This is a genomic window from Micromonospora sp. MP36, from assembly GCF_008119785.1.
Lineage (GTDB): Bacteria > Actinomycetota > Actinomycetes > Mycobacteriales > Micromonosporaceae > Micromonospora.
The window spans coordinates 87,711-106,618 of sequence record NZ_VSFA01000016.1; the positions used below are offsets into that span (position 1 = coordinate 87,711).

Consider the following 18,908-nt stretch of genomic DNA (forward strand, 5'->3'; position numbering starts at 1 on the left):
CAAGCGGGGCCGCCGTGTAAATTCTTCCCACCGCCTCGCTTCGTCACCGTCACGACGTGGGATGTTAGGAGCGCGAGGAGACGATGGAGTGTGGGAGGCAAGATGCGGGCACGTGGCAAGGAGAGCCTGCAGGAGCGCATCGTCGCGCTCATCCATGAGCGGCAGTTGGCCCCCGGTGCCCCGATGCCGACCGAGCCCCAGTTGATGGAGCTGCTCGGGGCGAGCCGCAACAGCGTGCGGGAGGCGGTCCGGGCGCTGCAGGCGCTCGGCATCGTGGAGATCCGGCACGGCTTCGGCACCTTCGTCGGCCACGCCCCGCTGGACGTGCTCACCCCGTCGCTCGCGTTCCGGGTGCGGACCCGGCCGGGGCACGGGGTCCGGGCGCTGCACGACCTCGTCGCCGTCCGCGAGTTGCTGGAGACCGGACTGATCGGCTCGGTGGCGCAGGACATCAGCGAGACCAAGCTGGCCGCGCTGGACGCGCTGGTCACGGCGATGGCCCGGGACAAGGAGGCGGACCGCGCCTTCCACTCGCTGCTCTACGAGGCGTGTGACAACGAGCTGGTGCTCCAGTTGATCGGGCTGTTCTGGGACGTCTACCACGAGGTCGAGCCGGCCCTCGGGCCGCCCGAGGACCGGGCCGCGGACATCGTCGCCAACCACCGGCGCATCGTCGAGGCGTTGCGCGCGCGGGACAGCGGCGGTGCGCAGGAGGCCATGCGCCGGCACTTCCGCGACGTCAAGGCGAGGATCGCCCGGGCGGAGCGGTGGCTGGCCGAGGCCGGTCGGCAGTCGGCCTGACTCCCGGCGTCTTCTTTCCCCGGTCGTGCGCAAATCCGTCTACCGCCTCTTCCGGACATCCCACGTCCGACGTAGGCTGGCCCCGTTTCTGACGCGACCCCTGGCGACGGAAGGCGAAACCTGTGCTCAGTGACTGGCCACTGGAACAGCTGCGCGAATACCGGCCGGCCCGGACCGAACCCGACGACTTCGACGAATTCTGGGCCGGGACGATCCAGGAGGCCGCCGCCGCGGCCTGGCCGGCCCGGGTGGAGCCGTACGACGCCGGCCTCGCCACCGTGGAGGTGCACGACGTCACCTTCGCCGGATACGCCGGTCAGCCGGTCCGCGCCTGGCTCCTGCTGCCCCGCCACCGCAGCGGCCCGCTGCCCTGCGTGGTCGAGTACATCGGCTACGGCAGCGGTCGCGGCCTGCCGCACGACTGGCTGTTCTGGACCGCCGCCGGCTACGCCCACCTGGTGATGGACACCCGGGGCCAGGGCGCGGACGGGTCACTCACCGGGGACACCCCCGACCCCGACCCATCCGGCACACCGCAGGCGAACGGCTTCCTGACCCGGGGCATCACCGACCCGGAGCACTACTACTACCGGCGGGTCTTCGCCGACGCGGTACGGGCGGTCGAGACCGCGTCGGCGCTGCCCGGGGTCGACGCCACCCGGATCGTGGTCGCCGGGGGAAGCCAGGGTGGCGGGATCGCGCTGGCCGTCGCCGGCCTGGTCGACGGGCTCGCCGCGGTCCTGCCGGACGTGCCGTTCCTGTGCCACTTCCGCCGGGCGGTCGACGTCACCGACGCCGGCCCGTACGCGGAACTGGCGTCGTACCTGCAGACCCGGCGGCGTGACGTGGAACCGGTGTTCCGCACGCTCAGCTACTTCGACGGCCTCAACTTCGCGTCCCGCGCCCAGGCTCCCGCGCTGTTCTCGGTGGCGCTGGCGGACCGGATCTGTCCTCCGTCGACGGTGTTCGCCGCCTACCACCAGTACGCCGGCGCCGACCGCGACCTCGTGGTCTGGCCGTACAACGGGCACGAGGGCGGCGCCGCGTTCCAGCGGGTGGAGCAGCTGCGCTGGCTCTGCAAGCGGGTGCCACCCGTAGCGGGCTGAGCCGAGCGCGGTCGAGGGGGGTCGGCAGCCGGCCGGACCGAGAGACCGCCCGGCCGGCTGCCGGCGCTCAGAGCAGCCCGGCGTCGGTCAGGTACTTGCCGACCCGCGCGGTCTCCTCGCTGTTCAACGGCACCTGGGGCAGCGCCGTGGTCGGGTGGTCGATGATGCCCCGCAGGTGCAGTGCGGCCTTGAAAGCACCGAGTGCAGACGAACTCATCCCCATCCGGCGCGCACCCACGAACACCAGCTCGAACAGGCGGAGCAGCCGCTCCTGCTCGGTGCGGGCGGCCACCCAGTCACCTGCCGCCGCAGCCTGGCAGAGCCGGACGTAGCCGTGCGGGTCGACGTTGCCGAGGCCCGGTACGACCCCGTCGGCGCCCATCCAGAGCGCCGAGTCGACGGTCAGTTCCGAGCCGGTGAGCACGCTGAAGCCGGTGATCTCGGGCCGGTCCCGCCGGCCGAGGAGCAGCCCTCGCAGGCCGGCGTCGTCACCGCTGGAGTCCTTCAGCCCGGCCAGCACCCCGTCCGCGGCGAGGCCGAGCACCAGGTCCGCGCCGAGCTTGCTGTGCACCGACACCGGCAGGTCGTAGGCGTACAGCGGCAGCCCGATCCGGTCCGCGATGGTCCGGAAGTGCGCGTCGATCTCCATCGGGTGGGTCCGGGCGTAGAACGGCGCGGTGGCCACCAGCCCGGCGGCTCCGGCCGCCGCGGCGACCCGGGCGTGGTCGAGCACCCGCAGCGTGGTCATGTCGATCACTCCGGCGAGCACCGGCACCTGCCCGGCGACGTGGCCGATCACCGTGTCCAGCACTGCCTTGCGGTGACCGTCCGGCAGGAAGGCCACCTCGGACGAGGAGCCGAGCACGAACAGGGCGTCCACCCCGCCCTGCAACTGGTGGTCCACGAGCCGCTCGAGCGACCGGGTGTCCACCTCGAAGTCGGGTGTCAGCGGGGTACAGACCGGAGGAATGACGCCGGTGAGTGCGGTGGCGATGGTCATGGACGCTCCTGTGCTTGGCTGATCAGTTCCAGGTCGGTGGCACCGTCCTGGACGGGGTGGTGACAGCGGAGGCGGTGGCCCGCGGCCAGGTCCTGCAGCGCGGGAAGTTCGCGAGCGCAGGTCTCGTCCGCCTTCCAGCAGCGGGTGCGGAACGGGCAGCCGGACGGCGGCCGGGTTGCGGAGGGCACCAGGCCCGACAAGGGGATCGGTTCGATAGGCGAGAGCAGGCCGGGGGTGGCGGAGAACAGGGCGCGGGTGTACGGATGGCGCGCGTGCCGCGGCACCGAGGTGGCGGGTGCCTGCTCGACGATGCGGCCGAGGTACATGGTGACCACCCGGTCGCTCATCCGCCGCACCGTCTGGATGTCGTGCGACACGAACACCATCGCCAACCCGAGCTGTTCCTTGAGGTCCAGCAGCAGGTTGAGGATCTGGGCGCGCACCGACACGTCCAGCGCGCTGGTCGGTTCGTCCGCCACGACCAGCGCGGGATCCAGGGCGAGGGCCCGGGCGATGGCCACCCGTTGCCGCTGCCCGCCGGACAGCTGGCCGGGCACCAGGTCGGCGCAGCTCGCCGGCAGGCCGACGAGGTCGAGCAGCTCGCGTACCCGCCGGTCGCGGTCGCTCGGCGTGCCCCGGCGGTGCACGTCCAGCGGGTCACGCAGGATCCGGCGTACGGGCAGCCGCCGGTTCAGCGCGGTGGCCGGGTCCTGGAAGATCATGCCGGTCGTCGCGCCGATGGTGCGCCGGCGCCGCGCCTCCGGCATCGACCACACGTCGTCGCCACGGAAGCGGACCGTGCCGGCGGTGGGCCGTTGCAGCGCCACCAGCACCCGGGCCAGCGTCGACTTGCCGCAGCCGGACTCGCCGACGACGCCGACCGTCTCGCCGGGCGCCACGGTGAGATCCGCGCCGGTCAGGGCGTACACCCGGTCGCGGGAGAAGAGGCCGCCGGAGCGGGCCCGGTGGACGACGTGCACGTCGGCGAGTTCCAGCAGGGGGCTCCCGGTCGGGGGGTTCATCGGGCCTCCGTCTCCGCCGGTACCGGCTGGGCGAGCTCGATCGCGGGGTGGTGGCAGGCCGCGGCGTGCCGGTGCGGCTCGCCGGTCAGTTCCGGGGTGACGGTGCGGCACACCTCGGTCGCCATGGGGCAGCGGTCGGCGAAGCGGCAGCCGGCCGGGAAGTCGGCGGGGGACGGCACCACGCCGCGGATCTGGGTCAGCCTGGTCGCCCCGGCCTCCAGGGAGAGCACCGAGCCGAGCAGTCCGCGGGCGTAGTGGTGGGCGGGCGCGCCGACCAGGGAGGCGGTCACCCCGGTCTCGACGATCTGGCCGCCGTACATGACCACGACCCGGTCGGTGACGTCGGCGACCAGGGCGAGGTCGTGGGACACCAGGATCAGCGCGAAGCCGAGTTCGGCGCGGAGCCGCAGCAGCAGCTGGATCACCTGGGCCTGGACCGTGACGTCCAGGGCGGTCGTCGGTTCGTCGGCGATGATGAGCTTCGGGTCCCGGGACAGGGCCATGGCGATGAGCACCCGCTGCCGCTGGCCCCCGGACAGCTCGTGCGGGTAGGCGGAGAGCGTCCGGGCCGGGTCCAGTCCGACCAGTTCGAGCAGTTCCGTGGCGCTGCGCCGGCCGCCGCGCCGGATGACCTGCTTGAGCTGGGCGCGGACGGTCATCGCCGGGTTCAGCGACGAGAGGGCGTCCTGGTAGATCATCGCCATGTCGTGGCCGAGCAGCCGGCGCCGTGCCGAGCGGGACATCCGCAGCAGGTCGTCGCCGGCGAACCGGACGCTGCCGCGGACCCGGGCGTCGCGTGGTTGCAGGCCCATGATGGTCAGCGCGGTGAGTGACTTGCCGCAGCCGGATTCGCCGACGAGGCCCAGCACCTCGCCGGAGCGGACCTCGAAGGAGATGCCGTCGACGATGTCCACCCCGTCGTGCCGGCCGTCGAAGCCGATGGCCAGGTCGTCGACCCGCAGGATCGGTGGGCCGTCGGGAAGCGGGCGGGCGCGTTCGGCGAGCCGGTGGGCTGCCTCAGCGAGCCCGGGGAGTTCGGTGATGCCGTCGGTGCCGGGTTGGACCTGCTCGTACTGGTCGACGTCGCCGTCGCGGCGGGCGGCGGGGCGGCGGGCGGCGGGTGTCGCCCAGGCGTCGGAGATGCCCTCGGACAGGATGTTCAGCGCCAGCACGGTGAGCAGGATCAGCAGCCCGGGGAAGACGGTCGCCCACCAGCCACCGAGGAGGACGAGGTTCCGGCCGTCGGCGATGACGCTGCCCCAGGACGGGTCGGGTGGGCGGACGCCGGCGCCGATGAAGGAGAGCGAGGCCTCGAAGACGATCGCGTCGGCGACCGTGACCGTGCAGTAGACCAGGATGGGTGCGGCGCAGTTGACCGCGACGTGCCGGGCCAGGATGTACGCCTTGGGCGCGCCGATGATCTTCTCCGCGGCGACGTAGTCCTCGCTGTACTGGGCGAGCACGTTGGCCCGGACGATGCGGGCCACGGGCGGGGTGTTGAGGAAGCCGATCGCGGCCACCAGCACGCCGATGCCGCCGCCGAAGACCGCGACGAGGACGGCGGCCAGCGCGATGCCGGGGAACGCCATGACCACGTCGAGGACTCGCATGATCGCCTCGTCGGCCCACTTTCGGGAGGTGGCCGCGACGGCGCCGATCAGCGATCCGGCGAGCAGGGCCAGCCCGGTCGCGCCGAGTCCGATGATCAGGGACCAGCGGGCTCCGTACAGCAGTCGGCTGAGGATGTCCCGGTTGGCGCTGTCCAGACCCATCCAGTGGCTGCCGGAGGGGCCGCCGCCGGTGGAGAACTGGGCCAGCGGGGAGTGCGGCGCGATGACCGGGGCCAGGATCGCGGCGAGGGCGACGGCGGCGAGCACGCCGAGGGCGATCCAGGACGTCGGTGGCAGCCGCCGGAAGCCGATGCCTGGTCGGGCCAGCCGTTCGGTGAGTCGTCTACGCATCAGCCGGCGCTCCTGAGGCGGGGGTTCACCAGTAGGTAGAGGATGTCGACGACGAGGTTGACCACGACGAATCCGGTGGCGATCGTCAGCACCACGCCCTGGACGACGGCGGGGTCCCCGTTGGTCACTCCGTCGATCATCAGCTTGCCCATGCCGGGCAGGGAGAAGATGGTCTCGATGACCACCGCGCCACCGAGCAGGTAGCCGACCCGCAGGCCGAGCACCGTGAGGGGGTTGATCAGGGCGTTGCGTAGGACGTTGCGGCCGACCACCACGACCGAGGGCAGGCCGCTGCCGATCGCGGTGCGTACGTAGTCCTTGTCCAGTTCCTCGACCATCGAGGTCCGGACGATGCGGGTCAGTTGGGCGGCCACGGGCAGTGACAGGGCCAGCGCCGGGAGGGTGAGTGAGCGTAGCCACCCGGTGAACGAGTCGGCCGGGTTGATGTAGCCGCCGGTGGGGAAGAGGCCGGCGTTGACCGCCAGGTACTGGATCATCAGCAGGGCCAGCCAGAAGGACGGCGCGGCGACGCCGGTCAGGGACACGACCCGGATCAGCTGGTCGGGCCAGCGGTCCCGGAAGATCGCCGCGGTGACGCCGAAGACGAGGGCGGTGACCACACCGATGAGCAGGCCGAGGAAGGTCAGCTGGAGGGTCAGCGGCAGTGCGGTGAGCACCGAGTCGAGCACCGGCGCCCGGGTCAGGACGCTGGTGCCCATGTCGCCGTGCGCGAGGTCGCCGACGAACCGCAGGTAGCGGATCGGTAGGGGGTCGAGCAGGCCGTTCTCCACCTGGAACTGGTGGATCTGTTCCGGGGTGGGGTTGGCGCCCTGGAAGTAGGCGTACTCGGGCTTGTTCTGCGAGAACCGCATGATGATGAAGACGAAGAGGATCACGCCTAGTTGGAGCGGGATCAGGACGAGCAGGCGGCGGACCAACATTCTGGCGATCACGGCCACGGTGGTCTCCTCGGCGGGGGCTTCCGGCGGGTGCGGTCCGGGCGGGCGGCGGGTGGCGCCGCCCGCCCGCGGGCCGTCAGGCGGGTTCGGCCTGCAGCAGGTTGATGCCGGGGTAGGCCTGGGCGCGGATGCCGGTCAGCTTCTTCGGGTCCCAGGCGGTCATCAGCTCGGTGTGCACCACCGGGTAGAGCACGGCCTGCTCGGCGATGACGTCCAGGTACTGGTGGATCAGCTCGAGCTTGCGGGCTTGGTCCGGTTCGCGGGTGGCGCGGTCCATCATGGCGAAGAGGCTCTTGGCCTGCGGGCTGCTGTCCCACTTGGTGTACTTCATCCAGGTGCCGCCGGCGGTGTAGTTGTAGCGGAGGATGAGGTCGGCGTCGAGGCCGAACTGGTTGGGGTTCGAGGCGGCGGCGACGACCTGGTAGTCCTGGGACTGGTCCATCTTGGTGAACAGTGCGCTGGTGTCCTGCGGTTGCAGGGTCGTCTTGACGCCGATCGCGTTCCACGAGTTGGCGATGGTGGGCAGGCAGTCGGCGATCCAGCTGACGTTGACCGCCATGAGGGTGATCGACAGGTTGGTCACCCCGGCGGCCGCGAGGAGCGATTTCGCCTTGGCCGGGTCGTACGCGTAGACGGTCTTCGCCTTGGCGTAGGACGGGTTCTGCTCGTTGAGGAAGCTGGTCGAGGGGGTTCCGTGGCCCTTGAGTGCGACCTCGATCATCTTGCCGGTGTCGATGGCGTAGAGCAGCGCCTGGCGGACCCGGACGTCGTCGAACGGCTTCGCGCCGGTGTTGAACATCAGGAACATGTGGTTCATGCCCTTGCCGCCCTCGACGGTGAGGCCGGACTTCTTGAGCTGGTCGATGTTGGCGTACGGGATGTTGTCCGCGATCTGCGCCTCCGCGGATCCGCCGGAGATCTTGGCGACCCGGGCGGAGCTGTCGACGATCGACAGCCAGTTCATCTTCTTGAAGCGGGGCTTGCGTGGGCCGTTGTAGTCGGTGAACGCCTCGAAGGTGCTGTTGGACTTCGGGTTGTGTGCGGTCAGCCGGTAGGGCCCGGAGCCGACCGCCTTGCCTGCCTTGGCCGCGTCCCAGCCGCCCGGTGCGCCGTAGACGTGCTTCGGCATGATCTTCGCGATCGAGAGCCGGGGCAGGGCGTCCGGGAAGGGGAAGTTGAACACCAGTTCGACGCTCTTGTCGTCGACCTTGCGGACCTCCTTGAGCCAGGCACGGAAGAAGGAGCTGACCAGCGTCGAGGGGTTGAGCACCCGCTCGAAGGTGAACAGCACGTCGTCGACCGTGACCGGCTGGCCGTCGTGCCACTTCGCCCCGTCGCGCAGGGTGAACTTCCACGAGGTGCCCTGCAGGTCGGTGGGGAGTTCGGTGCCGAGCGCCGGGTACGGCTGGCGAGTGATCGGGTCCGTCTCGACGAGGCCCTCGTAGATGTGGTTGTTGGCGGCCATGGTGAACGCGGACGCGGTCATCGTCGGGTCCCAGCTCTGGTCGTTGCCGTAGCCGATGACCGCGGTGACGAGGTCCTTGTCGGCGCCGGCGCCCACCGAACTCGTCGAGGCCGGTCCGGATTCACAGGCGGAGATGGTGGCGGTCACGGCGGCGGCCGCACCGATGATCCCGCTTAGGCGCAGGAAGTCGCGGCGGCTGTAGTGGGGCCGGGATACCGGGGCGCTCACGGTGCCTCCTACGGATCGAGGTCGGTGGAATCTTGAGGAGGTGGGACGTTCCACATCCCACGTCTTGGGTTAGGGTGGAGGCTAGAGCGGCCGCCGCAGCCGGGTCAAGAGAAATGCTTCGACGAGGTTTCCGGAAGATTGCGGCGGTTGCGGCCCGGCTGGCGGTCACCCGTGAGCTCGGGGTCATAGGATGTCCAGCGGAAGGTTGTGCCAGAACATGAGCGTTGCCGACCGTCCTGTCCGCCCTCGGCTAAGTCGGGCGACCGAAGCCCGGGAGGCGGTCAAGAGGCTGATCCTCGACCGGCGCCTCGGCGTCGGTGATCCGCTGCCCACCGAGTCGGAGCTGATGCGGGAACTCGGGATCAGTCGCAACTCGGTGCGGGAGGCGCTCAAGGCGCTCCAGGCCGTCGGCATCGTGGAGATCCGGCACGGGTTCGGCATGTTCGTCGGACCGATGTCCCTCGGCGGACTGGTCGACGAGCTGGCCTTCCACGGTCAGGTCACGCCCGCCGACGGCGGCCACCACCTCGCTCACCTCATGCAGATCCGGGAGGCGTTGGAGAGCGGACTGGTCATGCAGCTCATCGACCGGCGCGACGACGGCGAACTCGCCGCCGCGGCCGACGTGCTGGCCCGCATGGCCGAGGAGGCCGAGGTGGGAACGGTGTCGCCCGAGACCGACCGCCTCTTCCACGACGTGCTCTACGCGCCGTTGGGCAATCCCCTGGTGGGGCAGCTGCTCGGCGCGTTCTGGGACGTCTTCCACCAGCTGCGGCTGGACCTCGGCACGCCGGTCGAACCGCCGGCCGAGGTGGTGCGCCGCCATCGGGCGATCTACGACGCGGTCGTCGCCGGCGATCGGGAGCAGGCGCTCACCGCGGTCCAAGCCCACTTCGACGGCGTACGCGGGCGGCTGGCCCGGCTACGCGGCGGGCGCTGACGCTCCCGGTCAGCGCGCCGGTTCCGGGTCGGTCACGTCGGCGACCGTCGCGTCCAGTGCGGTGAGGGCGGCGTCCGCGTCGACCGCCACGGCCACCCCGTGCTCGCCCGCGCCGAGGGTGATCTCCCGGCCGCGCAGCCGCGCGTCGGCCACCACCGGCCAGGCCGTGGTGGAGCCGAACGGGGTGATGGTGCCACGTTCGTAGCCGGTGGCCGCCCGGGCCGCCTCGGCGTCCGGCATGGACATCCGGCTCACCCCGAGCAGGGCGCGCAGCTTGGGCCAGGAGATGACCCGGTCGCCGGGGGTGAGTACGAACAGGTGGTCGTCCTCGCCGCGGCGTACCACGATGGTCTTGACCACGTCGGGGACGGCCACGCCACGCGCCCGGGCGGCCTCGGCGAGGCTGCGGACCGGGCCGTGCCGGATCACCCGGTACGGCAGTCCGGCGGCGTCGAGGGCGGCGAGCGCGGGGGACGGCATGCCCGCCACGGTAACCCGCCGGCCGACCGGTGGATGTGAAACGGCCCACGGTGGACATCCCGCCAACCTCGCCGAACAGGCGTAATGTGATCTCATGCCTGCGGACCGTGTGGATCATCGGGTCGACCATGATCAGGCGGTGGACACCCTGCGGCGGTCGTACGCCGCGGTGCCCGCCGGTGAGCCGGTGCGGCTGGCCAAACGCACCTCGAACCTGTTCCGTCCCAGATCGGCGCCGCGCACCCCCGGCCTGGACGTGAGCGGGCTGACCGGGGTGATCGCCGTCGACCCGGCCGCCCGGACGGCCGACGTGCAGGGCATGTGCACCTACGAGGACCTGGTCGACGCCACCCTGCCGCACGGGCTGATGCCGCTGGTCGTGCCGCAGTTGCGCACCATCACCCTGGGCGGCGCGGTGACCGGGCTGGGCATCGAGTCCACCTCGTTCCGCAACGGGCTGCCGCACGAGTCGGTGTACGAGATGGACATCCTCACCGGGGCCGGCGAGATCGTCACCGCCCGGCCAGAGGGGGAGCACGCCGACCTGTTCCGGGCCTTCCCCAACTCGCTCGGCAGCCTTGGCTACGCCACGCGGCTGCGCATCGAGCTGCAACCGATACGCCGGTTCGTGGCCCTGCGCAACATCCGGTTCACCCGGCTGGAGGAGCTGACCGACGCGATGGGCGAGGTGATCGCCAAGGGCTCCTGGGAGGGCGACCCGGTCGACGGGATGGACGCGGTGATGTTCAGCCCCGGCGAGGCGTACCTGGTGCTCGCCACGTTCACCGACGACCCGCAGGGGCGGCCCAGCGACTACACCGGCCAGGAGATCTACTACCGGTCGCTGCAGCGACTCACGCGGGACGTGCTGACGGGCTACGACTACCTGTGGCGCTGGGACACCGACTGGTTCTGGTGCTCGGCGGCGTTCGGGGTGCAGCATCCGGTGGTCCGCCGGCTCTGGCCGGCCCGCTACCGGCGCAGTGACTTCTACCATCGGATCGTCCGGTTGGAGCACCGGTATCAGGTGGCCGCGCGGATCGACCGCTGGCGCGGCAACCCGGCCCGGGAGCGGGTGGTGCAGGACGTGGAGATCCCGCTCGACGGCACCGCCGACTTCCTGCGGTGGTTCGCCCGGACGGTGCGGATGAGCCCGGTCTGGCTGTGCCCGCTGCGGCTGCGCGAGCCGGCCGGTCCGGGATCCGCCCGGGCCTGGCCGTTGTATCCCCTCCAGGCGGGCGAGAGCTATGTGAACGTCGGTTTCTGGGGCAGCGTGCCGATCGCCGAGGGCGCCGCGGACGGCGACGTCAACCGGGAGATCGAGCGGAAGGTGTCGGAGGTGGGCGGGCACAAGTCGCTCTACTCCGACGCGTACTACGACCGGGCGGCGTTCGACCGGCTCTACGGCGGGGAGACCTGGCGCGCTGTGAAGGACCGCTACGACCCGGAACACCGGCTGACCGGACTGTACGAGAAGGCGGTAGCAAGAGCATGAGCCTGACCGACCGTGAACAGGGGGCGGCGAGCACCCCGAGCAACCCGCCGGCGGGTGGCCGGCGTACCGACCCGACCGTGGCGGACGTGGTCCGCGCGGTCACCACCGGCGACCTGCCCCTCCGCATCACCGGCTACGACGGCAGCGCCGTCGGCCCGGCCGACGCCGGCATCACCCTGGCGATCCGCAACCCGCGCGGGTTGTCGTACCTGCTCACCGCCCCCGGCGACCTGGGCATGGCCCGGGCGTACGTGAGCGGCGACCTGGGGCTGGAGGGTGTGCACCCGGGCGACCCGTACGAGGCGTTCAAGGTGCTCAAGGACGAGTTGCACCTGCGACTGCCGCCGGTGGGTGAGGCGCTGGCCCTGGTGAAGGGACTGGGCTGGGAGCGGCTGATGCCGCCGCCGCCCCCGCCGCAGGAGGCCGCGCCGCGCTGGAAGCGCGTGATGTCCGGGCTGCGGCACTCGCGCGGCCGGGACAGCAGCGCGATCTCCCACCACTACGACGTCTCGAACGCCTTCTACGAGAAGGTGCTCGGCCCGTCGATGACGTACACCTGCGCGGTCTTCCGCAGCCCGGACGACACGTTGGAGGAGGCGCAGCGTTCGAAGTACGACCTGGTCGCCGGGAAGCTGGCGCTCAAGCCGGGGATGCGGCTGCTCGACGTCGGCTGCGGCTGGGGCGGCATGGTCCGGCACGCGGCCCGGGAATACGGCGTCAAGGCGCTCGGGGTGACCCTGTCGCGGGCGCAGGCCGAGTGGGCGCAGGCGGCGATCGAGCGGGAGGGGCTGGGTGAGCTGGCCGAGGTGCGGCACCTGGACTACCGGGACGCGCCGCGGGAGCAGTTCGACGCCATCTCTTCCATCGGGTTGACCGAGCACATCGGGGTGCGCAACTACCCGGCATACTTCGGGGCGCTCAAGGAGCGGTTGAAGCCCGGCGGCCGGCTGCTCAACCACTGCATCACCCGCGCCGACAACCGCGCCCCGCACCGCTCCGGCGCCTTCATCGACCGGTACGTCTTCCCCGACGGTGAGCTGGCCGGGCCGGGTCGCCTGGTCAGCGAGATCCACGACGCCGGGCTGGAGGTGCACCACGAGGAGAACCTGCGGCAGCACTACGCGCTGACGCTGGCGGGCTGGTGCCGCAACCTGGTCGAGCACTGGGATTTCTGCGTCGGCGAGGTGGGTCTGGGCACCGCCCGGGTGTGGGGGCTGTACATGGCCGGCTCCCGGCTGGCCTTCGAGCGCAACGACATCCAGTTGCACCAGGTGCTGGCCACCCACAACGGCCCGCTGGGGGTCAACGGCTACCCGCTACGTCCCGACTGGACGCCCTGACCTCATCGGTTCAGCGAAAGGCCGCGCGGTTCGCGCGGCCTTTCGTCGAACCCATTGACAAAGAAGTTTTGTACGTACAAACTGATTTTGCCATGAGAGACGTCCTGTACCTGGAAGAGCGCGAGCAGGCCGAGGCCCTGCTCAAACCGCAGCGCATCGAGGTGCTGCGGCACCTCGCCGAGCCCCGCACCTGCACCGAGGTCGCCGGCCTGCTGGGGCAGACGCCGCAGCGCGTTTACTACCACGTCAAGCAGCTGGTCGCGGCCGGGCTGGCCGAGCAGGTGTCCGAACGGCGGGTGCGCGGCATCACCGAGGGCATCTACCAGGCCGTCGCCCGGTCGTACTGGCTGTCCCCCCGCCTCGTCGGGCGGATCGGCGGGTCACGCCGGGCGCGGGACGAACTCAGCCTGGGCTACCTGCTCGACCTGATGGAGGAGGTCCAGGCGGACATCGCCGCCCTCGACCGCACCGCGCCCGAGCTGCCGTCCATCGGCGTCTCCGGCGAGATCCGGGTGCCGGCCGAGCGGCGCCAGGAGTTCCTGCACGACCTGCAGTCGACGCTGCAGGACCTGTTCACCCGTTACGGCGGCACCGAAGGAGACGCCTTCAAGCTCGCCGTGGCCTGCTACCCGAAGGGCGACAACCATGAGTGATCTGCTGACCATCCGCGTCCGGCTCGCCGCCTCGGCCGAGCGTGTGTGGCGCGCGCTGACCGACCCCGCCGAACTGCGCATCTGGTTCGCCGAGCACGCCGAGGTCGAGCTACCGCACCGGTACGCGTTCTGGGGCCGCTACACGCCCGAGGGCGACGCCCCGCACCAGCGGCTGCTGCACGCCGACGACCACACCCTGCGCTTCGCCTGGCTGCTCGGCGGCGTGGAGACCACCAGCGAGCTCGAGGTGACGCCGCAGGGCGAGCACACCGAGCTGACCCTGCGGCAGAGCCACTTCGTCTTCAGCGAGGCGCTCGACGGCAGCACCATCCGCGGTGTGCTGCAGACCTGGTGGAGCCTGGCGCTGGCCAACCTCAACGCCCACCTGGAGGGGCGGGCGCTGCTGCCCCGCACCGACTTCACCTCCGCCGACCTGCGCGGTGAGCTGGTCATCGACGCCCCGATGGACCGGGTGTGGACCTCCCTGACCGACTCCGAGCAGGCCAGCGCCTGGTTCGGATACCCGATCGGCATCGAGCCCTGGGTCGGCGGCCGCTACGCCATGGGCGGCTTCGATGCCGGGTACGCGGCCAAGGTGGTCGACCTGGAGCCGGGCCGCAAGATGTCCGTCGACTGGGGACCGACCGGCGTCAGCACCTGGGAGCTGGCCGAGTCCGCCGGGAAGACCCGGCTGACCTTCGTGCAGAGCGGCTTCGACGAGACCAACCCCCCGTACGCGGCGTGGAGCGGCTCGGTGTCCGGGCTGTCGGAGCTGCGCCGCTTCCACGAGGTGCCCGACTGGCAGCCGATCTGGCTCGCCGACGAACTGCCGGCGGCCAGCGCGACCAGCTGAGCACCGGCCAGGTCAGGAAAGCGCGGGGACCCGGGCAGACGACATATGCGCCTGCCCGGGTTCCCGGTGCGGTTACTACCGGACCGGCTGGCCTGGGGCCACGTTCAGGACCAGCAGTTGGCCCTTCTCGACCAGCTCCGGGTCCGCGGACTTGGTGTGGTTCTGCACGTCCAGCAGGTACTTGCCCTCACCCAGGAACGGCGCCGGGATGATGCCCGACGACTCCTCGTCAGTGGTGTCGAAGTACGCGCCGCCGGGCAGGAAGCGCTCCGGGTCCTCGTCGACGATTCGGCGCACCGCGCCCGAGGCGATGTCGTACTGGTAGACGCCGGCCAGGTAGCCCTGATTGCCTGGGTCCTCCTGCATGAGCACCTGACCGCGGTCGTTGATGGTGATGTTGTCCATCATCTTCGGGCCGCTGGCCTGGTCCGCCGGGCCCTCGAGCACCATGCTGAGCGTGCCGCCCTTGGTCGGGTCGGTCACGTCGGCGAACGACAGCCGCCAGAGCCGGCTGTGCTTGGTCATGCTGGCCGTGGTGGCGAAGTAGAAGTCGTTGGGGTTGTTCGGGTCCCAGGCGCCGTCCTCGGGCCGGTCGAACGAGGTGCCGCCGGTGGACGACAGTGTGAAGGGCAGGGAGCCCTTGCTCCACGCCGTGGTGCTGTCCTCTACCGCCATGGCCGGCACGGAGATGGTGTAGCTCTTGCCGCTGGTGAGGCCGGCCTTCTCCACCGGGTTGCCGGCGGTCTTCTTGTCACCGACGTAGAGCGTGACCTCGCCCGCCCCACCGTCGCTGGTGCCCATCACCACGGTCTTGTCGCCGCTGGCCGGGTTGGCGACGACGTTCTCCCAGCTCGCGGTGCCCATGGCGGGCAGCTCGTAGGTCTCGCCGGTCTCGACGACGTGGCCGAACGCGCGCCCGCCGGTCGACTCCTCACCGTTGGTGAAGATCCGGCCGTCGTAGCCCTTGCCGGTGCTCGGGTTGAAGTAGGCGGTCCGGGCGGCGAGGTCGGCCGAGCAGAGCCGGTTGAACACCGCTCCCGGCGTGTCGACGTACTGCCCGTTGCTGGACAGGAACACCTTGCGGATCAGGTCGCTGCCCGACAGCACCCGCAGGGTCTTCTTGTCGATCACCCACTTCGAGACGAAGGCGCCCTTGCCGCCGTGCGCCCGGGCGACCCCGACGTTGTTGGCGAGCTCGTGGTTCATCAGGACAGTGAAGGTGCCATCACCGTTGTCGTACGCCCCGAGGCCGTCGGGGATGCCGGCCATCCGGTAGCCGCCGACCGAGTCGCCGGTGGTGAGCAGCGACGTCAGCGTGACGCCTGGCGTGTGCCGGACGAGGTACGGCGCGTCGCTGCTGCTCGGGCCGGTCGCGCCGCCCGGCGCCGCTGACGCGGCGCCGCCGACAACGGCCACGGCGGCAGCTCCGGCGATGGCGGCGGCCGACAGGCGACGCTTGGAAAAGATGTGCATCGTTGCATTCCTCCTAGCGGAGTGTGTCCGCGACCGCGGACGCGTCGGCGACGCTACGAGGAGGAGGTGAAGCGATCGGCGGTCAATACTGACGTACGGGTGAACAACGCGGGTGCCGCGTCCCAACAGGCGGGGGCTCGCTGGCTGTTTGTCCAGTTCACCGCTCTCCTGGTCGGACCAGTCCCCGCTCGTAGGCGTAGACGACAGCCTGCACCCGGGTACGCAGGTTCAGCTTCATGAGCACCCGCGAGAGGTGGGTCTTGACGGTCGCCTCGCCGAGAAACAGCCGCCCGCCGATCTCGGCGTTGGTGAGCCCCTCCGCGACGAGGCGCAGCACGTCGACCTCGCGAGCGGTGAGCTGGTCGAACTCGCGGGAACGAGGGACCGGTGCCGGTTGGGCGGCGAAGCCGCGGATCACCCGCAGGGTGACCGCCGGATCGAGCAGTCCGCGCCCGGCCGCCACCAACCGGACCGCGTCGACGAGTTGCTCCGGCGGGGAAATCTTGAGCAGGAACCCGCTCACTCCCGCTCGCAGCGCCGCCGCCACGTGCTCGTCCTCGTCGAAGGTCGTCAGCACGATGATCTTCGTGTCCGGTGCCGCCGTCAGCAGCCGGCGTGAGGCTTCCAAACCGTCGACGCGCTGCATCCGGATGTCCATCAGCACCACGTCGGGCAGGGTACGGGTGACCAGGTCGACCGCCTGGTCGCCGTCGGACGCCTCGCCCACCACCGTGATGTCGGGCTCACCGCTGAGTACCATCCGCAGGCCGACCCGGACCATCGCCTCGTCGTCGACCAGCACCACCGAAACACTCATGATCGGTCCCCCTTACCGGCCCGGCACCGCGAAGCGGGCCCGCACCGCGTAGCCGCCGTCCGGCAGCGGCCCCGCGTCGAACGATCCGCCGAAGAGCGCCACCCGCTCACGCATCCCCACCAGGCCGTGCCCGCCCCGAGCACGGGGCGCGGGAGCCGGCGCAACCTCACCAGGTTCGTTGACGACTTCCACGGTGACCCCGTCCTGGGCGTAGGAGAGGGTCACCACCGTCGGTACGGATCCCGCGTGGCGCAGCACGTTCGTCATCGCCTCCTGCAGCACCCGGTAGGCGGAGGTGTCCAAGGTGCGCGGCAGGGGCACCGTCTCGCCCTCCACCCGTAGTCGTACCGGCAGGCCCGCCCGCGCCACCTCGGCCAGCAGGGCGTCGGCCCGCTCCAACGTGGGCTGCGGGGCGGCGGCCCCGGCCGTACCGCTCTCCCGCAGGATGCCGACCAGCCCACGCATCTCCTCCACGGACTGCCGGCCGAGGCGTTCGAGCCCCAGCACGATCTCCTGCTGCTCGGGGCGATCCGCGAGCTGCCGGCGCAGCCCACCCAACTGCAACGTCATCACGCTGACCGAGTGGGCGACCGCGTCGTGGACCTCCCCCGCGATACGCGCCCGCTCCTGCACCACCGCCGCCTGAGCGTTCGCCTCGCGTTCGGCCGCCAGCGCCGCGGCCAGGTCCGCGAGCTGGGCCGCGCGGGCGGCGTTGGCGCGGGCGAGCAGCCCCAGGAACCAGCCCGGCAGCAGGATCGCCGGGACGAACAGCAGCTCCCAGGACGGTTTGCCGGTGACCACCGAGGTGAGGGCGAGCGCGACGGCCCCGACGCTGAGGGCGAGCGACGACCGTCGCGGCGGCTCCCGCCACCCGACCCAGCCGACCACACCGATCAGCCCGATCATGGCCGCACCGCCCGGGCCCTTCGCGCCGATCAGCGCCCCGACCGGGTAGCAGCCGGCGGCGAGCAGCGTGCCGGTGAGCGGGAACCAGCGCGCCAGCACGATCCCGCCGCCGAGGAGCACGCCCGACACCCAGGTGGCGACCGCGGCGTCCCCGAAGAACGGATCCAGGGTGGTCTCCACGACCGCGAGCACCCCGATCAGCGGCCCCAGGACGAACGGGATGAGGCCGGGATCGCGCAGCCGGGCGAGCGTCATGGTTGGCACTGTAGGTCGCCGATCCGCCGCTGCCGTCCGCCGTGTGGTGGACCCCGACCGGCTCCGGGTCCACCGTTCGGTGCCCGCCGTGGGGGCGTACCTCCGCTGGTGGGGCGGCTTCGGCAGGTGCGCCACGACGGACGCGCCGGAGCGCCGGCACCCGGCATCGTCAGTACCCGACATCGGCCGCCACGAGTGCGGCCCGCGACAGGGAGTGACGATGATCAGCAACATCGACAGCGCCGGCATGACCACCGACCCGACGGACACCGGCGGCGGTGCCCACGGCCGGACGACGCTGCGCCGCCTCGGCGCGGGCGCACTCATCGGCGGTCCGGTGCTCTTCCTCGCCGGCATGCTGACCTGCCCGCCGCAGGCCAGCGAATCCACCGCCGACTACGTGACCTCGCTCGCCCGCGACGGCGGGCAGACCCAGCTCTCCGCGATCCTGCTGCACTACGGCACGCTGATCGGCGCGCTGGGCCTGCTTACGGTGCCCGGACTGGTCCGGGGCGCGCGGGGACGGGTGCTCACATTGGTCGGCACGCTGCTCGCCGCCGTCAGCCTGCTCAACATCTCCGGCGCTGTGAAGGACGACTGGTGGCGGATGGAGATCGGCCAGCGGCTGCCGCTGGAGGTCGCCGTCCGCATCTCCGACGCGGTCGACGGCGCCAGACTCATGCCGCTGTGGCGAGGAACGAGCATGTTCGCCCAGCTCGGGCTGCTGCTGATCTGCGTCGGCCTGGCCCGCGCTGGCGTGGTGGGCTGGTGGCTGACGTTCGCGTTCGTGGCCACCTTCGCGGCCGTCATGTTCATCCCGGTGCACCTGACCCTGGTCATGGGTGCGGTGTTCTCGCTGCTGCTACTGCCCCTCGTGGTCGCCGGCGTCCGCATCGCCGGACGCGAACGGGGGAACGTCGCCTGATCGCCGGCACGCACTCGGCTGGCCCGGGGGCACGGTCTGGCTCGAACGGAAACGGCACGGGTGGACCCGGTCCGGGTCCACCCGTGCCGTCGACGGCGGGCGCTGGGTCAGTCGCCCGGGGGTTAACAACTGCTCGCGATTGAGTAGTCTGTAGCATTCTTTTGCGTGCTATGGTGATCGGATGAATTTGAAGGAGTGGGCGGCGTCTCAGGGCATCGCGTACGTCACC

Annotated in this window: 17 protein-coding genes; 8 read left to right on the forward strand and 9 right to left on the reverse strand. The window is 71.2% G+C overall.

Annotated elements, in window-relative coordinates:
- Positions 1-102 precede the first annotated feature (102 nt).
- Both FXF52_RS15290 and FXF52_RS15295 read left to right on the forward strand, forming a co-directional pair.
- A complete protein-coding gene (locus FXF52_RS15290) occupies positions 103-801 on the forward strand; it encodes a FadR/GntR family transcriptional regulator (protein WP_148797560.1) in 699 nt (232 codons plus the stop codon).
- Positions 802-923: 122 nt separating this feature from the next.
- Positions 924-1,907, forward strand: coding sequence for an acetylxylan esterase (locus FXF52_RS15295; protein ID WP_148797561.1), 984 nt, complete (start codon positions 924-926; stop codon positions 1,905-1,907).
- A 67-nt stretch (positions 1,908-1,974) separates the two neighbouring features.
- On the opposite strand, the gene FXF52_RS15300 is transcribed toward FXF52_RS15295, so the two are convergent.
- The 5 genes from FXF52_RS15300 to FXF52_RS15320 all read right to left on the reverse strand — a co-directional run bounded on the left by FXF52_RS15300 (position 1,975) and on the right by FXF52_RS15320 (position 8,542).
- A complete protein-coding gene (locus FXF52_RS15300; RefSeq protein ID WP_148797562.1) occupies positions 1,975-2,907 on the reverse strand; it encodes a dihydrodipicolinate synthase family protein in 933 nt (310 codons plus the stop codon).
- On the reverse strand, positions 2,904-3,929 hold the full coding sequence (locus FXF52_RS15305; RefSeq protein WP_148797563.1) for an ABC transporter ATP-binding protein: 1,026 nt from the start codon (positions 3,927-3,929) through the stop codon (positions 2,904-2,906). The genes FXF52_RS15300 and FXF52_RS15305 overlap by 4 nt, the downstream gene beginning before the upstream one ends.
- Positions 3,926-5,890: a dipeptide/oligopeptide/nickel ABC transporter permease/ATP-binding protein gene (locus tag FXF52_RS15310; RefSeq protein ID WP_148797564.1), complete on the reverse strand. Its 1,965-nt coding sequence runs from the start codon at positions 5,888-5,890 to the stop codon at positions 3,926-3,928. The genes FXF52_RS15305 and FXF52_RS15310 overlap by 4 nt, the downstream gene beginning before the upstream one ends.
- A complete protein-coding gene (locus tag FXF52_RS15315) occupies positions 5,890-6,849 on the reverse strand; it encodes an ABC transporter permease (protein WP_148797565.1) in 960 nt (319 codons plus the stop codon). The genes FXF52_RS15310 and FXF52_RS15315 overlap by 1 nt, the downstream gene beginning before the upstream one ends.
- Before the next feature lie 76 nt (positions 6,850-6,925).
- On the reverse strand, positions 6,926-8,542 hold the full coding sequence (locus FXF52_RS15320; RefSeq protein ID WP_148797566.1) for an ABC transporter substrate-binding protein: 1,617 nt from the start codon (positions 8,540-8,542) through the stop codon (positions 6,926-6,928).
- Positions 8,543-8,759: 217 nt separating this feature from the next.
- Between FXF52_RS15320 and FXF52_RS15325 the strand changes: the two genes are divergently transcribed.
- Positions 8,760-9,482 carry a FadR/GntR family transcriptional regulator gene (locus FXF52_RS15325; protein WP_148797567.1) on the forward strand — a complete coding sequence of 241 codons (723 nt, stop codon included), beginning with the start codon at positions 8,760-8,762 and terminating at the stop codon, positions 9,480-9,482.
- Between the two features lie 9 nt (positions 9,483-9,491).
- Here the strand turns inward: FXF52_RS15325 and FXF52_RS15330 are convergent, their stop codons facing one another.
- Positions 9,492-9,962, reverse strand: a complete 471-nt coding sequence (locus FXF52_RS15330; protein WP_148797568.1) for an aminoacyl-tRNA deacylase — start codon at positions 9,960-9,962, stop codon at positions 9,492-9,494.
- A gap of 94 nt (positions 9,963-10,056) precedes the next feature.
- On the opposite strand from FXF52_RS15330, the gene FXF52_RS15335 reads away from it, so the two are divergent.
- The 4 genes from FXF52_RS15335 (at position 10,057) to FXF52_RS15350 (ending at position 14,303) form a co-directional block, all read left to right on the forward strand.
- Positions 10,057-11,457 (forward strand): FAD-binding oxidoreductase, encoded by a 1,401-nt coding sequence (locus FXF52_RS15335; RefSeq protein ID WP_148797569.1) that lies wholly within the window; start codon positions 10,057-10,059, stop codon positions 11,455-11,457.
- Positions 11,454-12,797 (forward strand): class I SAM-dependent methyltransferase, encoded by a 1,344-nt coding sequence (locus FXF52_RS15340; RefSeq protein ID WP_148797570.1) that lies wholly within the window; start codon positions 11,454-11,456, stop codon positions 12,795-12,797. The genes FXF52_RS15335 and FXF52_RS15340 overlap by 4 nt, the downstream gene beginning before the upstream one ends.
- Before the next feature lie 92 nt (positions 12,798-12,889).
- Positions 12,890-13,450: a helix-turn-helix domain-containing protein gene (locus FXF52_RS15345; protein WP_148797571.1), complete on the forward strand. Its 561-nt coding sequence runs from the start codon at positions 12,890-12,892 to the stop codon at positions 13,448-13,450.
- Positions 13,443-14,303, forward strand: a complete 861-nt coding sequence (locus tag FXF52_RS15350) for an SRPBCC domain-containing protein (RefSeq protein WP_148797572.1) — start codon at positions 13,443-13,445, stop codon at positions 14,301-14,303. Before FXF52_RS15345 ends, FXF52_RS15350 begins: the two co-directional genes overlap by 8 nt.
- A 75-nt stretch (positions 14,304-14,378) precedes the next feature.
- On the opposite strand, the gene FXF52_RS15355 is transcribed toward FXF52_RS15350, so the two are convergent.
- The 3 genes from FXF52_RS15355 to FXF52_RS43870 form a co-directional block, all read right to left on the reverse strand.
- Complete coding sequence (locus FXF52_RS15355; RefSeq protein WP_148797573.1) at positions 14,379-15,776, reverse strand: hypothetical protein; 1,398 nt, start codon at positions 15,774-15,776, stop codon at positions 14,379-14,381.
- A 157-nt stretch (positions 15,777-15,933) separates the two neighbouring features.
- Entirely contained in the window at positions 15,934-16,593 is a 660-nt protein-coding gene (locus tag FXF52_RS15360; RefSeq protein WP_148797574.1) for a response regulator transcription factor, read from the reverse strand.
- Between the two features lie 12 nt (positions 16,594-16,605).
- Complete coding sequence (locus tag FXF52_RS43870; RefSeq protein WP_187413510.1) at positions 16,606-17,754, reverse strand: sensor histidine kinase; 1,149 nt, start codon at positions 17,752-17,754, stop codon at positions 16,606-16,608.
- A 220-nt stretch (positions 17,755-17,974) separates the two neighbouring features.
- On the opposite strand from FXF52_RS43870, the gene FXF52_RS15370 reads away from it, so the two are divergent.
- Complete coding sequence (locus FXF52_RS15370; protein WP_187413511.1) at positions 17,975-18,679, forward strand: hypothetical protein; 705 nt, start codon at positions 17,975-17,977, stop codon at positions 18,677-18,679.
- Positions 18,680-18,908 lie beyond the last annotated feature (229 nt).